Genomic DNA, 14163 nt, shown 5'->3' with positions numbered 1-14163 from the left:
AGGGAAAATTCAGTCCGTGATGAAGGGATAAAACTGTCCGTCATCACGGACTCCGGCTTTCCTCATCCTCAGGCTGGTGCTTAGGATGATATCCCTGCCGGTACAATCAAGATTGATCCACAGGGGATAAAAGCCCTCTTTCCATGTAAAAAGATGCAATACCTCATTGAAGGTACAGGTCCTCTGCCTTGGGAGAAAGAGAAGTCTCATCATATCATCTGCAGAGGAGTAGTTTTTGTTTTTCTCCATAACAGGGCACACGGTGAAAAGACGATGCTGGTAATCCTTTATGCCCATGTGGGTGCAGGCATGGATGAAATGCTGTTTGAAATCAATGTTGTCCATTTTGTCCCTCCAGATATGTGCCGGTCAGGAAGATGAGCCGTCCTGAACTGTTACTGTCTGTATTAAAAATACACTATAAGACAAACAAAATCAAGTAAGAAAATGCGGCCGTTTAAGGCCGCACGATCACAGCGCTTCCATGAAGGTCGCAAAGGGGGACCAGTACAAGAGGATGGCGGCATTTCTCATAGTCCTCAACCGCCTGGCGTGCTCCCTGGAAGCGTTCATTGTTATAATCATGGAGAAGGATCATGCCTCCGGGGGACAGACGGGGATAAAAGTACTCCAGCCCGGATAAAAGGGGGGCGTAGAGGTCTGCATCCAGACTGACCAGTGCATAGTTCTCATCCTCCAGACCCTGTGCAGTTCCCGGAAAATACCCTTTACGTATCACTGCGTTTTGGGGAAACGGAAGACGGTTCAGTACGGCTGTTTCACTTGTATCCGAAAATTCACCCTTTCTTGCCCGGGAACATCCAAGGGCTTCCTCCTTCTCAATATCCCGCGGATCAAATCCCTCAAAGGTATCAAACAGATACAGCCTTCTGTCAGGAAACAGCGCGTTCAGTTTCCAGGCGGTATCCCCTTTATAGACCCCCAGCTCCGCTATATGGCCGGGGATTTTCTGGCAGTGAAGACGCTTGGCCATCTGCTTTAAGGTAGCGCTCCTTATGTCAAACTGCTCATAAAGGTCCCGGAGAAGAATAAATTCTCCGTGGAAACCAGAGTGGACCGCCTGGCTCTTTAACTGTCCGGACCGTGCCGGGTCCGTAACGCCCGTGATGATATAGTCAGGTTCCAGGCGCACTGCCTGGTCCACGGAAAGAATGGGAACATCTGCCGGGAATCCCCTTTCCTGTTTCTCTGTTTTGTTTAAATGATAGAGGGACGGATCATTATCTCCAAATCCCACTAATTCCATATATTCCGTATTAAGAAGCCTGGATATCCCCCGTCCAAACTGGCCCGCGCCCAGGATGATGACAGTTTTCATCGTTCCCTCCCATTGGTCTTCCGCCTTTTCAGGCGGTGATTATATTCTCTCTGTATAACATAATACTGGAAACTGTAAAAGAAATCAATGCTACCATTATAGCACTTACATCACCTGTAAATATTTGATATAATGTAGCATATACTACTGGTTGTTAAAAACATGACAGTGTTATAATATTGTTAAAACGAAACGGGGAATTTTGGGGCTGTTGTAGTGAAAATTCACAAAAAGAGAGGGTGGATTGGGTGAATCAAGTACCGAGTGCTGCTGTGCAGATGCCGCATGCAAACTTTGTCTCGCGTCTGTTGTATCTTCCAAGGGGAATATCCAGGCTGGAAAAGCTGGGACAAAAGAAATCATTTCCCAAGAACCATATGCTAGTCCAGGCGGGAACCAGGACCAACTATTGCTACATTGTAAAAAAGGGCAGGGTGGCTGCCTTTGAAACCACTGTGACGGGGGAGGAGAGGATCTATAATTTCAATGAAAGCAATTCCCTTGTTCTGGAAGGAAACCTTCTCTTTGACCAGGAATCCCCTGTGAATTTTAAGACGGTCCAACCGTCAGAATTAGTCTGTATCACCAAGGAGATGCTGCTGGAGGGGATTGCCGGCGATCCGCAGCTGGCCATGGATATCATGGAATCCCTTTCCACCAAGTTCCTGTCCGCAATGGAGCAGGTACGGCATACGAATTTTCACAATGCCGGGTGGAAAATCTGCGATCTCCTTCTTATTTTTGCGGAGCACTACGGCGTGCCCTATGACGGGAAGATCCTGATCAAGGAAAAGATAAGCCAGCAGCTGCTCTCCAACCTGCTGGGAATAAACCGCGTTACGGCGGTGAGGGCCATCAAGGAGCTGAAAGAGATGGCGCTGATCGAACAGATCAATGGATTTTATTGTATCAGGAGCCTGGAGCAGCTGAAGCGGCACCAGGAGCGGATCTGCCAGTGATTGTGATTCTCCTCTAAAAAGCCCGCACAATACCGGAAACTAAGGGAACCTGATTCTGGTTCTTGATTTTCTTCCAAGTTCTGTTTTATAGTATTAAGAACCTGGAGTGTCTGGTTGAACAGATTGAAAAGGGCCGCCCTCCTCTGCGGGAAATCATGAAAGGTGAACTGGTGGAGCGGAAATCCGTCCGCGGGCTGGAAGAGACTTAGTCATTGCAGCCTGCGGCGCCCCTGATCCGGCAAACTGCGCGCCCTTCCTTGGAATCCAGGGTCAGGGTGGCGCGGGATCCGCTGACATCATACAGCTTTACAATGTCTGCCAGTTCCTCCTCCTGGGGCCACAGCTCCTTCAGAATCTCAGGACATCTGGCCAGCAGGCCGGGCTGGTAAAGGCGGGTCTTACTGTTGTCGTTGATAGCGCCGTAATAAACGTCTGCCTCCACCATGTCCTGGAACATGTGGCTTCCGTAGGACAGGTCGGGATGATAGCCGGCTTTGTCATAAGCCACCTCGCAGATGGCATTGAACTGGCTGATCTCTGAATAGACCACCGGAACTCCAAGTTCAGGGGAGGAGGTTCCGATCCGTCCCGGAACAAGAAGCATCAGCTTCTTGTCCGTATCCTCAAAATGCTGGTTGATCCGGCTGATGAGCCGGGCCACGTCCGGCTTTTTTGCATATGGGTATTCATAGTATTTCTGGGGATCCACCCACACGATATAATCCATGGTTTCTTCCTTGGAGCGCCGCATGGAGGTCCTGCGCACATCAAATAAAAGCTGATGGTCCACACCCTCAGGTATATGGACCTGTTCCGAAAGAGCAGCCTGCAGGGGGCGGCACTGCAGCAGATTCAGGCGCCATATCCCTTCCTCCGGGCTGGTAATGGCAAATTCCACATCCACCGGCCGTTCATAAGCTGTTTCCAGCATTTTCATCAGATCGCGCATCATATGTATAAAGTCTAAGTTGTCCACCAGTCCCTGACAGTCCGCAAAATATACCTTTCGGTAAATATGCCGCTGGGCCAGCATGTCCTCCGCCTCCGTATCATGGCTTAGGACCATTTTTCCCTGCCATTTTGGAAGCAGTTCTATGATCTGCTCCAAGGGTTTGGTACAGAGCTGTCCGGCGGTAAAGTCCAGCACATCCACCTGGCGCTGCGAGAACTTATGCCTCTCAGCCATGGTGGTGCGCAGATTGGCCTGGGCGCGGTCCAGGCATATAAGCCGTGGGTAATCCCCCGGAGTCCGTTCCACCGCCCTGGTCCCAAGCCCCATGACCATGCGGAGCATACCGGCCTCCGGGTTCAGCTGTTCCATCCATTTATAGGGATTGTAGGAACAACCCATGCCTGCAGCCACCGGCAGATAGAAATCACCGTACGCCTGTCCGGCCACGGGCTGGATCAGCAGGGCCATCTGTTCATCCACATCCAGTAAATGGCGTTTCCTGCGGTATTCAATGGCCTGCTCGTTCATTACGCTGGCATATACCCTGCGCACCGCGCATTCCAGTTCCTCCAGCCGATCTTCCTTTGTACCCTGGTTCATGCAGAAAACGGATTCATATTTTCCTGAAAAGGCATTTCCGTATCCATCCTCCATGATGCTGCTGGAGCGCACAATGATGGGGGTGGACCCATAGTGGTCCAGCATTTCTCCCAGCTCTTTAAGTATATCATCCGGAAGGCGGCCGTTTTGCAGCCTGTTTGTCAGCTCGTCCGTTTCCTTAAAATCATCTTTTTCCAGTCTGTGCCGCGCTTTTAACTCAGAGCAGCGGTTCAGGACCAGATACCTGTAAAATACATCCGTACCGATAAAAAAAGAATCGTGAGGTTCCACGTAGGCCGCGTAATCCGCCATCATAAGTTCGATCAGCTTTCTGGCCACAAGAAGTCCGCAGGCTTTGCCGCCAATGACGCCTCCGCCTATTTTCCGGTCCCACACATGTCTGAAATCATCATCTGTAAAATGTTTCAGGATCAGCTGCTCCATGTGGCTTTCCGTTGTCATGATCTGGTTGCAGATGCATTTGCGTTCTTCTCTTGTTAAATTTTCTTTTATTAAGATCTGTGGATAGTCTGCCATTTGCCATCCTCCTGATAAGGTAGTGTTTGTCTTACTATTATAACAGAAAAAAGGCCGGATGGAAGAAAATTGATCATTTCTATTGACATATATCCTGTATGGATCTACAATTTAGTATACAAATGTATACTAAATTGTAAGTAAAGCAATAAAAGGTACGGATAAAGGAGATCTGCATATGGATAAGATCAATCTATCGGACGGGGAATGGAAACTGATGAACCTGCTGTGGCAGAACCCGCCCAAGACCATTACCCAGCTGACAAAGGAGCTGGAGGAACTGACCGGATGGAAACGTAATGTGATCATTACCATGCTGAAACGTTTGGAGGCCAAGGGCGCCATCCGCCACCGGGAAGGAGAGCGGGCCAAGCTGTTCTACCCGGCGGTGGACAGGGAAGGGACTGTCCTGGAGGAGACGCGGGGATTTCTGAACCGGGTATTTCAGGGCAGCTTCAGCCTGATGGTTAATGCCATGGTAGATTCCAGGGAACTGTCCGATCAGGATATAGAGGAGCTGAAGGAAATCCTGGAAAAGGCAGAGGAGGAGAGGCATGATTGAGACACTTATTACCTCCTCGGCTCTTATTGCGGGAATCTGCCTGCTGCGCCTTTTCCTGAAAGGGAGGATCAGTCCCGGAATACAGTATGGAATTTGGGCTACAGTGGCACTGCGCCTTATGATCCCTTGGTTTTCTCCTTTGTATTCCTGGTTTAGGACCATTGAAAGTCCATTCAGTGTGATGAATGCGGCGGATAACCTGCGTGAGATGGCAGCTGTCCGGCCGGTAGCGGAACCTCTTTTAGATAATCTGGGCACAGGGCAGGTGATTCCCTATGCTGTCCCGGTAACCGTGGCTGGGAGGGCCGCGGGCCATGACTGGAATCTGATCATTCTCACGCTGTGGATATTGGGAGGAATCCTGCTGTTTGCCCGCATGATGTGGACCAACCTGCATTTTTCATGGAGCCTCTATATGCGGAGGGAGCGGTATCTGGGGGATACATATGGGATCACAAAGCTTCCCGTTTACTGCGTTCAAGGTCTCAGTACCCCATGCTTTATGGCGTTTCTCTGTGACCGGGCCATCTATATCCCTTGGGACATGGCAGAGGATGAGGGGAGGCTGCGCCATATTTTGATCCATGAAGACTGCCATGCCAGCCACCATGACCATATATGGAGTATGCTGCGGTGTATCCTGCTGTGCTATTACTGGATCGATCCGCTGGTCTGGGCAGCGGCTTTTTTATCCAAGAGGGACAGTGAACTGGCCTGCGATGCGGCTGTGGTACGCCGGCTGGGGGAGGGAGAGAGAATCGCCTATGGCAGGACCCTGATCAGCCTGATGGAAAAGAGGCGGCATAGGGCAGGGGTCCTGAATGTTTCCCCGGACATGTGGAATGGGAAAAGGGCTGTGAAAGAACGGATCGCCATACTGGCAAAACACCCGGTGACCACCAGGGTGATGGCCTGCATCCTGGTCCTGATCCTGACGGTTCTGGTGGTCTGCACCTATACGGGAAAACAATCCCAGTCTGACATCACTGCACGCACCGAGGCGTGGGCCAATGCTTTTTGCGGCAGGGAGGGGAACACCCTTAAGGACATGTTTGATCCGCAAGATCCTGACGGGTTTTATAAAATGGACCAGGTCCAGTCACAGCCGGGGGATCCGGCGATCGGTTTTGGCTGGTCCAGTCCATGGCCCATGGATCAGTTGTACGAAACAGAGACAGAAGGCAGCCGGTCGGAGATTACCTATTATGCCATGACGTCAGATCCCCACCGGTGGGTTTGGAAAGAGCACCTTACCTGGAAACAGGAAGATGGGATCTGGTATGTGGAGCAGGAGACATTGAAGGAATATGACAGTATTCTATCTGCCCGGGAGTTTTATGAGGCGTATGGACGGGGAATCGCAGGAACCCCTATGGATTACCGGAAAGACGGAATGGCAGAAATCCTGAATGAACATGCCGCCTCGGACCCGGTGTTGGGGGATCTGAGATATCCCGACCTGGCAATGGAGTATCTGCTGAATCTCCACGGCGGAAAGGGTACGGTAGTGGAGAACTTGGACACGGCGGCGGAGGACACGGGGACGGCGGCGGCGGACATGGGGACGGCGGCGGAGAGCAAAAGTAAGGTGGTGGTTTATACATTTCCGGACAAGAGCAGGGCGGCTGTCACCATGATACAGCCCTTTGGAGGGGAAGGAATCTGGATACCGGAGGAGCTTACGGAGATTCCGGAATCAGCTTTGGATAAAAGAGAGGATGGGGAGAGCAGTCCAAAAGAAAAGGCGGAACGGGCGGAGCGAACGCCAGAGGGGGCGTTGGATGGGACGTTAAAGGGAACGGAAGATGGGACGGATCGGATTTCAATGGATGACGTCCTTAGGCTGGCCGGTGTGACGGATGCCGCGTCACTTGCAGAATGGACGAAGAACTTTCCGGAACCGGACAGGGTGGATGGAGACGAGGATGAAAATTCCCTTAACCGGGTGGAACATTATCCGTTTGTCCATTTGGATGAACCGTATGAGATCCAGGTATCCTATGAGACCAGGTCAGGCGATCTGGATTACATCAGCCTGCAGCGTCTGACCACAGGGGAATGGCTGAATCTGTACCAGACTCCGGAAGCTGTTAAAAAGTATGGAATAAAGCTGGCGGACAGAGGGGAGATAGAGGTTTTTTTTGCCACTCACAGGAAGATGTCTGATTACCTGACCTACCGCCTGCCCGGTGAACTTTCAGATGGAGATTATATGGAAGCCCTGGGAAACAGCAGCGGAGGAAATCTGTTCCTTACCTCAGATCAGGCCGCCCAAAGACGGCTGGAGGATTTGAACAGATATGTGGATACCTCTGCAGTCCCTCAGGAATGGAGATCAGCCGGAGCGGTACAGCGGTTTACGGGAGACTGGCTTTACCGGAGATTTGAACAGGGGGAACTGATGGAGATCGGGTATCCGTGGAACCATTCCATGTTTATCAGCGAACCGGTATCCGTCATTGACTGCGAGGTCCCTGCCCTGCTCATACTTGTAAGCCATGATATGTACACATCTGCATCCCTCACAGATGCAGAGGCTGAGCACGGCCCCATACCAGAGGAGGACAGGACTTCCCGCATGTGGTATATATTTTTTGCAGAATCGGACAGTGATGAGATGTATGCCATCTCACTGAACGGGGATCTGTATCATGAATCGGATCTGCTTAAGATCGCGCGGACCGTTCACTTTACAGAGAATGCCTGGACAAAGAAGTGAGGCAGGATACACGGTCCTTTTGAAAGAAACGTTTGGTCTCATCCGTTACCACACCGCTCAGTGCAAACAGCGCGATCATATTGGGCAGGGCCATAAGGCCGTTGAATATATCAGCAATGGTCCACACGGCCTTTACTGTCATGTATGGCCCGATGAAAACAGCAAAGATATACAGCCAGCGGTATGCCTTGACCACCTTCATGTTGCCGCCGGTGAGGTATTCCAGGCACCGCTCGGAATAATAATCCCAGCCGAGGATGGTGGTAAAGGCAAAGAACACCAGGCAGAGCATTAACAGGAATGAGGAGACAATGGCCGGAAGAGGAAGGCCGCTGTTAAATGCATAGTTTGTGATGGCCACTCCGGTCAGACCCTCCACCTGCCATGCACCGGTGAGCACGATGGATAGGCCTGTCATGGTGCAGATCACAATGGTATCAATAAAAGTGCCTGTCATGGAAACCAGGCCCTGGCGCACCGGCTCCTTTGTCTGGGCAGCTGCAGCGGCAATGGGAGCAGAGCCAAGTCCGGCTTCATTGGAGAAAATGCCTCTGGCAATCCCTTTTTGCATGGAAATGATCATGGTGCCCACAATACCGCCCGTGACGGCAGATGGGTTAAATGCGCCTGTTACAATGGTCACAGCTGCCTGAGGGATAGCGGACAGGTTGCACAGCAAAAGGGCAACTGAGAGAAGGATATAGACCACGGCCATAAAAGGAACGATCACCTGGGATACATTGGCAATGCGCTTGATTCCCCCAATGAGGACCAACGCCACGCACACGCTGAGGATCAGGGACGCGATGACCACGGTCCAGGAATAGGTTCCGATCCCTGGAATGGTCACGGTCCAGGACTGATTGGGATCAAAAAAATGATTCACTGCTGAGGAGATTCCATTGACCTGGGAAAATGTCCCGATTCCAAACAGACCCACACAGACGCCAAAAAATGCAAAGATCCTGGCCAGCCACTTCCAGTTTGCGCCCATTCCACGTTCAATATAATAAAACGGCCCGCCCAGCACATGGCTGCTGTCATCCACCACCCGGTACTTGACCGCTAGTAGCCCTTCCGCGTATTTGGTGGCCATTCCAAGAAATGCCGCCAACTCCATCCAGAACAGGGCGCCCGGCCCGCCGGCGGCAATGGCAGTGGCCACGCCCACAATATTGCCTGTTCCAATGGTGGCTGAGAGGGCGGTACAGAGGGCTCCGAAGGAGGTCACCTCCCCTTCGCCGTTTTCTTCATTTTTAACCATCCATTGAAGCGCCAGTGGGAGCCTGCGGATCTGAAGAAGGCCAAGCCTTGCTGTAAGCAGGATGCCCCCGGCCAATATGAGGACCATAAGGGGAACGCCCCATACCAGATCATCGATTTGTTCAAGTACCTGATTGATTGTCTGCCACATGTTTTAATTCCTCTTTTCTGCATTGATTGTTCAACATTAAAAACAGCAAAAAAATGAGACTGCCTCCAGTCTTCTGGAATCAATCTCACGTAACGGAATCAGGGAATAGGGACCCATGGAGGTCCTGAATGCGTACTGTATCATTCAAATCTTTCTCTGTCCTTTTGCCTGAGAGATTGGTGCGCTCTGCGCACTTTGCACCTTCGGCCCCCGCACTGAAGCGGGTTTCTCCAGAGTTACATCCGTCCATAGTCTTTTTCCGCCGGTGCGGAAGCCTGAGAGTGTTACTCCTTCGGCAAGCCATTGCTTTTTCCTACGAACATCATCTGTTGTTTTTTGTTGACGGTATCAAAAGTATCATATGATAGGCCGGTTGTCAATAGGATTTTCCGTTTGGTTTTCTGACCGCGGACACATGTTCGTAAACCAGATTGAACACCATGCCGGCCGCAACCACAATGCCCCCCACAAAGGAGGTGCCGGGGTAGGTGTTTTTTGAACACAGATCCAGAAGGATTCCTGTAAAAAGCTGTCCTACAAAGGTCAGAAGCGTAAGACGGAAGGCAGATACCCTGGGAACCGTGATATTGCAGAGCAACACCGTGGAAACACCCAGGATCCCTCCGCAGTATATCCATGCCTGAGTTGAAAAAACAGACGGACAGGAGAGATCGGCAAATGCTGCAGGATCCCGCATGATGACCAGGGCGGCGACCACGATCGTAATGGGAAGGCCCACCAGGTGGTTTACAAGGGAACCCTGAAGATCGCCTGTATGCCGGGCCAGGCATGCATTTACGGTACGTGAAAGTACCACTGAAACACCTGCCGCCAGGGAAAAAAGAGCGGCGCAGGCAGCGGAACCCACGGTACGGTCCATCATGATAAAGATGCCAAATAGAGAAAAGCCAAGGCCGATAAAGGATTCCCTCTTAAAGGGATGCTGCTCCATGCCAAACAGACCCAGGCAGTCAGTGGCCAGGGACGCTGCGGTCTGGCCTAACAGTCCCAGTGCAACAATGCTGGTCATGCTGATCTTTCCGAAGGCAAAATTATTAAAAACAGTGGTCAGGACGCCGATTGCGCCGCCCAGATAGATCCACAGGGGCTGATGCTGCCTGGGCGGAATCCGTTTTCCCTGTGCGGCGCACAGCACAAATGCAAATACCACCCCCACTATATGGATGATAACAGCAGCCACAAAAATCCCGTAGTATTCTGATAGACCTCCGTTGATAAATACCATTACGGCAATGACCACCCCGGTTAAAAAAGACAATGCGTGATACATTTTCCCACCTCCCTGCCTATATTGTACTGTGAGATATTGACAGCTGCATAGGACATATGTCATACTAGTCAAAACCTGTATCATGTATAATGAAAGGGGAAAATGATGCAAAGAAAGCCTTTATCGGACCAACATTGTGTGAAACTGGCCGAATATGGATTACAGGCCATTCCGCTGGATTCCTGCGTATGCCTTAAGTTTCATGCAGGGGAAACTATTTTGCAGGAGGGAATGCCCATCACATACCTGTTTGTGGTGGTATCGGGCAGCGCAAAGGTCTGCTCCACTGCCAGGAACGGCAAAAACCTTGTGCTTTGTTATTATATTTGCGAAGGTCTGATGGGAGATCTGGAACTGATGACAGATACCTATATTGCCACCACCAGCATTGTGGCTGTGACGGATTTTGAATGCATTGCCATACCTTTTCAGCGCAATGCCCTTTACCTTAAATCCAATGTCCGGTTCCTAAACAGGCTTGGGAGTGAACTTGCACTGAAGTTGATACGCAGTTCACAAAACTTTGTGTCCGCTTCCCTGTATTCGGGGGAAGAGCGTCTCTGTGCGTACATCCTTCAAACTTCCCACAATGGGATCTTCAGCGATATCCTTACCGATACAGCCTGTTCCGTGGGGATGAGTTACCGCCATATGTTCCGTCTTTTGAACCGTCTTTGTGAAGACGGGGTGCTGGAAAAGCGGGAAAACGGATACAGGATCCTGGACAGGGAGTCATTGGCTGAAAAGGCAACGGAATTTTTATAAATGAAACGAAAAGACAGGATAAAGGCAGGAAAAAGCAGGATCCTGTCTTTTTTGTTGGAGAAAAACAGGCGGCCGATCAATTTTTTGAACATGCCTTAAGGCGGATGGGGGAAAGAAAAAGAAAAAAGTCAAGCCAGTCACACTTTTGTCCGAATTTAATATATTATACTATACCAAATCGGTATTAGAAAATATAGTAATGCTAATTTAGTGGAGGTTCATTATGAGCGATACAAATTATAATAATTGTGAGAGTGAAAATAGAGAGTCCTGTTATGAGTGCAAATGCTGCTGCGAGTGCGACAGGCCCCAATATCTTCCTCCTAACAGGACCCTGTTAAAGTGCGGCTGTCCTGGTGCTGTTACCCTTCCTCTGGCTACCATAGCAGGAACCAACTTTACAGTGGCTTCTGTGAACGTGGATACAAGAGGATTCCGCAAACCATGCATCAAATTTGAGTTTGCAAGCAATATCGTAACCACTGCAGGCGTACTGACCCTTAACCTGCAGATCTTCAAACAGTGCAAGAACCAGCTGGTTCCTATTCCGGTAGGTCCCGTATGGACGTTCTCACGTCTGGTAGCTGTTACTGAGAGCAATGCCTTTACGTTCTTTGTTTGCGACTGTGATATCTGTGAGGAAGAATGCTGTAACTACAGCGTGGTTGCAACTGTTGCAGGCGTGGCAACTGTTGGTGTTACTTCCATCAACAATGCAACTCTCTCTGCAATTGTAGTTGACAACGGGTGCGGCTGTAAATAAATTGATTCCATGAACAATGAGGAGCGGCTATGTATAACAGTAATTTCAGACGCTGTGGGTTTGGGTGCTTTGGAACAGGCAGGTGCAGACCCCAATCGAATTATCCCATGAAGAACCGTGTTGAGTCACGCCCAGGGCGTGATGTCAATGGCAGTGTGTGTTCCGGCAATGGACATGAGAACAGCAAAAGGTTACTGTTAAAGAGCTCCTCATTTGGGGGACTGGTTTTGCCCGAAGGCATGGCGGGGGAGGCCACGTATCATGTGGCTTCCCTGAATCTGGATACATCCGGCTGTAAGGATTTTCTGGTGCTTTTAAATTTTTCATGCAATATAACAGCCAATGTATCCGGTTTTCATTTAAGGTTTCAAATGTTTAAGCAGGAGAAATGCCAGCCGTTTCCTGTTCCCGTCAGCTCCGGCGTACTGTATACCAGGGCAGTGGCCAACACAGGATCCGATTCATTCACATTGTCGGCATGTGACCGTGATTCAATGAAAAGTCCATGCTGCAGCTACAGTGTGCAGGTGGAGGTGGCAGGTATAAGATCCGGCGGAACAGGGCTGATTGCAAACCCGGTCCTGATTGCTACCATCATGGAAAATAATTAATCTATCTGATAGGAGGAACTCCCTATGGAGGCACAAAAAATAAAAGAATATAACGTTTCCCGTATGTCGATTGAGAAAAATGTTATAAGCTGGGAAGGCCATGCGGTACGGCTTCCGGGAGTTGTCCGCATATGGGTGGGTGATAGTCCTAGAAGAACATTTCCAATCAGTATGGTACTTATCCTTCTTATGATCGCGCTGTCCGGACCGGGGATCGTGAACAAGGCTGTCATGCTGGCGGTCCTGGGCATATACATGGGCATTCATCTTAGATCCGGGAAAAAAACGGATACGCAAACAGGCGGAAAGGATCATGTATATCTGGAACTCTGCAGTGGGATGGTCTGTTCATTTGAGTCGGGAAGCGAATCCTTTGCCATGGAGTTTTATGAGGTGTTAAAGCATCATATGGAAGGGGATGCAGGTATGGCCCACTGTGAGATTGTTTTTGAAAACGGCGGTGAGATCATTAACCAGACAAAACAGGAAGAACCTGAAAAAGCATCCAGCGTCCTGGAATTGAATGTATCTGGGGGACTGAATGGCCAGATCGTGCAGGAATTGAAAAGGCTGTACGGCAGCTATACAAAGAAAACAGATACCAACAGCGAAGTGCTGTTGCTTATAAACGAAGCAGCCAGCCTGATGGAGAAAAATGACAGGGTTGGGTTAAAGTCTGTTTTTGAGAAGTTCATTACACTGGGCTTGATCAATGACTGTAATGAGCTGGGATTGGATTCCCTTCTTCAGGAAATAAGAGCCACCATTTATTAGGATATTAGTTATCATACATTTACAGCCTCTGCAGCCATCAGGATTTACCATGGCGGCGGAGGTTCTTTGCTGTGGGAGGCAGAAGGGGCATTGCACCTTAGCGGCCTGTCCGTCATATAGTAATATAGAGCTGACAAGCATCCCCACTTATTTTGAAAATATCCCCCGGATTGCAGGTATGCAGACAAAATACGGCGGATAGTAAGGCTGGATCTTATGAGCCATAAAGAGAGGTCAGCTATGCAGGATAGGCTTTCTAAAAGCGAAAATCTATGAATAAGGAGCAATCAATATGAATGAATTAAACAGACCAGGATACGAAGGTAATGTTCCATTCAGCAGAAACCGATGCAGCAAATCTGCGGCAGATATGTGCAGCTCATGCGGCTGCGGCGGCTGTAACTGCTGCTGCGGCCGTGGAGCAACCGGGCCGACCGGGGCAACCGGGCCGACCGGGGCAACAGGAGCAACCGGGCGGACTGGGGCAACCGGGGCGACTGGAGCAACCGGGGCGACTGGAGCAACCGGGCGGACTGGGGCAACTGGGCCAACCGGGCTAACCGGGGCAACAGGAGCAACCGGCCCTGCTGGTCCCACAGGGCCTACTGGAATAACCGGGCCAACAGGAGCAACCGGCCCCACAGGAGCTACGGGAACCACTGGAGCAGCCGGTCCTATTGGACCTACTGGAATGACAGGCCCCACGGGAGCAACTGGCCCCACGGGAGCGAATGGAGTGACTGGGGCAACCGGAGCCACGGGAGCAACTGGTCCCACGGGAGCAGATGGAGGAATAGGCCCCACCGGTCCCACAGGAGCGGATGGAGTAACGGGTCCTACAGGGGCTGCCGGAACAACAGGAGCGGATGGAGCAACC

The 14163-nt window shown here is 50.6% G+C and carries 13 protein-coding genes and 1 riboswitch; of the genes, 8 read left to right on the top strand and 5 right to left on the bottom strand.

The genetic code is table 11. The features are described from left to right. Positions 1–9: 9 nt before the first annotated feature. Both HMPREF9469_RS06510 and HMPREF9469_RS06505 read right to left on the bottom strand, forming a co-directional pair. A complete protein-coding gene (locus HMPREF9469_RS06510) occupies positions 10–345 on the bottom strand; it encodes a hypothetical protein (protein ID WP_007860278.1) in 336 nt (111 codons plus the stop codon). 112 nt (positions 346–457) lie between these two features. Then, entirely contained in the window at positions 458–1339 is an 882-nt protein-coding gene (locus HMPREF9469_RS06505; protein ID WP_007860277.1) for a TylF/MycF/NovP-related O-methyltransferase, read from the bottom strand. Between the two features lie 248 nt (positions 1340–1587). Here HMPREF9469_RS06505 and HMPREF9469_RS06500 point away from each other — a divergent pair, with 248 nt between their 5' ends. Beyond that, positions 1588–2298: a Crp/Fnr family transcriptional regulator gene (locus tag HMPREF9469_RS06500; protein ID WP_007860276.1), complete on the top strand. Its 711-nt coding sequence runs from the start codon at positions 1588–1590 to the stop codon at positions 2296–2298. Between the two features lie 205 nt (positions 2299–2503). Here the strand turns inward: HMPREF9469_RS06500 and HMPREF9469_RS06495 are convergent, their stop codons facing one another. Then, on the bottom strand, positions 2504–4387 hold the full coding sequence (locus tag HMPREF9469_RS06495) for a PEP/pyruvate-binding domain-containing protein (protein ID WP_007860275.1): 1884 nt from the start codon (positions 4385–4387) through the stop codon (positions 2504–2506). Positions 4388–4565: 178 nt separating this feature from the next. Between HMPREF9469_RS06495 and HMPREF9469_RS06490 the strand changes: the two genes are divergently transcribed. Beyond that, positions 4566–4949 carry a BlaI/MecI/CopY family transcriptional regulator gene (locus HMPREF9469_RS06490; RefSeq protein ID WP_007860274.1) on the top strand — a complete coding sequence of 128 codons (384 nt, stop codon included), beginning with the start codon at positions 4566–4568 and terminating at the stop codon, positions 4947–4949. Further along, entirely contained in the window at positions 4942–7668 is a 2727-nt protein-coding gene (locus HMPREF9469_RS06485) for a M56 family metallopeptidase (protein WP_007860273.1), read from the top strand. Before HMPREF9469_RS06490 ends, HMPREF9469_RS06485 begins: the two co-directional genes overlap by 8 nt. Here HMPREF9469_RS06485 and HMPREF9469_RS06480 read toward each other — a convergent pair. Continuing rightward, positions 7640–9082 carry an alanine/glycine:cation symporter family protein gene (locus tag HMPREF9469_RS06480; RefSeq protein ID WP_007860272.1) on the bottom strand — a complete coding sequence of 481 codons (1443 nt, stop codon included), beginning with the start codon at positions 9080–9082 and terminating at the stop codon, positions 7640–7642. The two genes, HMPREF9469_RS06485 and HMPREF9469_RS06480, sit on opposite strands and share 29 nt — an antisense overlap. Before the next feature lie 146 nt (positions 9083–9228). Beyond that, positions 9229–9326: riboswitch (glycine riboswitch) on the bottom strand. Positions 9327–9458: 132 nt separating this feature from the next. Continuing rightward, complete coding sequence (locus HMPREF9469_RS06475; protein WP_007860271.1) at positions 9459–10373, bottom strand: DMT family transporter; 915 nt, start codon at positions 10371–10373, stop codon at positions 9459–9461. Positions 10374–10475: 102 nt separating this feature from the next. Here HMPREF9469_RS06475 and HMPREF9469_RS06470 point away from each other — a divergent pair, with 102 nt between their 5' ends. The 5 genes from HMPREF9469_RS06470 to HMPREF9469_RS30575 all read left to right on the top strand — a co-directional run. Continuing rightward, the gene (locus HMPREF9469_RS06470; RefSeq protein ID WP_007860270.1) at positions 10476–11138 is read left to right on the top strand and encodes a cyclic nucleotide-binding domain-containing protein; all 663 of its coding nucleotides are present in this window, start codon (positions 10476–10478) and stop codon (positions 11136–11138) included. A 223-nt stretch (positions 11139–11361) separates the two neighbouring features. Beyond that, positions 11362–11901, top strand: a complete 540-nt coding sequence (locus HMPREF9469_RS06465; RefSeq protein ID WP_007860269.1) for a DUF4489 domain-containing protein — start codon at positions 11362–11364, stop codon at positions 11899–11901. A 29-nt stretch (positions 11902–11930) separates the two neighbouring features. Then, positions 11931–12512 (top strand): DUF4489 domain-containing protein, encoded by a 582-nt coding sequence (locus HMPREF9469_RS06460; protein WP_007860268.1) that lies wholly within the window; start codon positions 11931–11933, stop codon positions 12510–12512. A 24-nt stretch (positions 12513–12536) separates the two neighbouring features. Continuing rightward, positions 12537–13286, top strand: coding sequence for a hypothetical protein (locus HMPREF9469_RS06455; RefSeq protein ID WP_007860267.1), 750 nt, complete (start codon positions 12537–12539; stop codon positions 13284–13286). 292 nt (positions 13287–13578) lie between these two features. Continuing rightward, on the top strand, positions 13579–14163 hold a 585-nt coding region (locus tag HMPREF9469_RS30575; RefSeq protein WP_007860266.1), incomplete at its 3' end, for a collagen-like domain-containing protein.

This window comes from [Clostridium] citroniae WAL-17108 (assembly GCF_000233455.1).
GTDB lineage: Bacteria > Bacillota > Clostridia > Lachnospirales > Lachnospiraceae > Enterocloster > Enterocloster citroniae.
Note: the sequence above shows the minus strand (reverse complement) of the source record. Positions and strands in the feature narration are given on the sequence as shown.

Bases quoted from the DNA above. Each gene is read 5' to 3' on its own strand.
- HMPREF9469_RS06495 (WP_007860275.1), bottom strand. From the start codon at position 4,387: ATGGCAGACTATCCACAGATCTTAATAAAAGAAAATTTAACAAGAGAA.
- HMPREF9469_RS06455 (WP_007860267.1), top strand. From the start codon at position 12,537: ATGGAGGCACAAAAAATAAAAGAATATAACGTTTCCCGTATGTCGATT.
- HMPREF9469_RS06510 (WP_007860278.1), bottom strand. From the start codon at position 345: ATGGACAACATTGATTTCAAACAGCATTTCATCCATGCCTGCACCCAC.
- HMPREF9469_RS06505 (WP_007860277.1), bottom strand. From the start codon at position 1,339: ATGAAAACTGTCATCATCCTGGGCGCGGGCCAGTTTGGACGGGGGATA.
- HMPREF9469_RS06485 (WP_007860273.1), top strand. From the start codon at position 4,942: ATGATTGAGACACTTATTACCTCCTCGGCTCTTATTGCGGGAATCTGC.
- HMPREF9469_RS06475 (WP_007860271.1), bottom strand. From the start codon at position 10,373: ATGTATCACGCATTGTCTTTTTTAACCGGGGTGGTCATTGCCGTAATG.
- HMPREF9469_RS06480 (WP_007860272.1), bottom strand. From the start codon at position 9,082: ATGTGGCAGACAATCAATCAGGTACTTGAACAAATCGATGATCTGGTA.
- HMPREF9469_RS06460 (WP_007860268.1), top strand. From the start codon at position 11,931: ATGTATAACAGTAATTTCAGACGCTGTGGGTTTGGGTGCTTTGGAACA.
- HMPREF9469_RS06465 (WP_007860269.1), top strand. From the start codon at position 11,362: ATGAGCGATACAAATTATAATAATTGTGAGAGTGAAAATAGAGAGTCC.
- HMPREF9469_RS06490 (WP_007860274.1), top strand. From the start codon at position 4,566: ATGGATAAGATCAATCTATCGGACGGGGAATGGAAACTGATGAACCTG.
- HMPREF9469_RS06470 (WP_007860270.1), top strand. From the start codon at position 10,476: ATGATGCAAAGAAAGCCTTTATCGGACCAACATTGTGTGAAACTGGCC.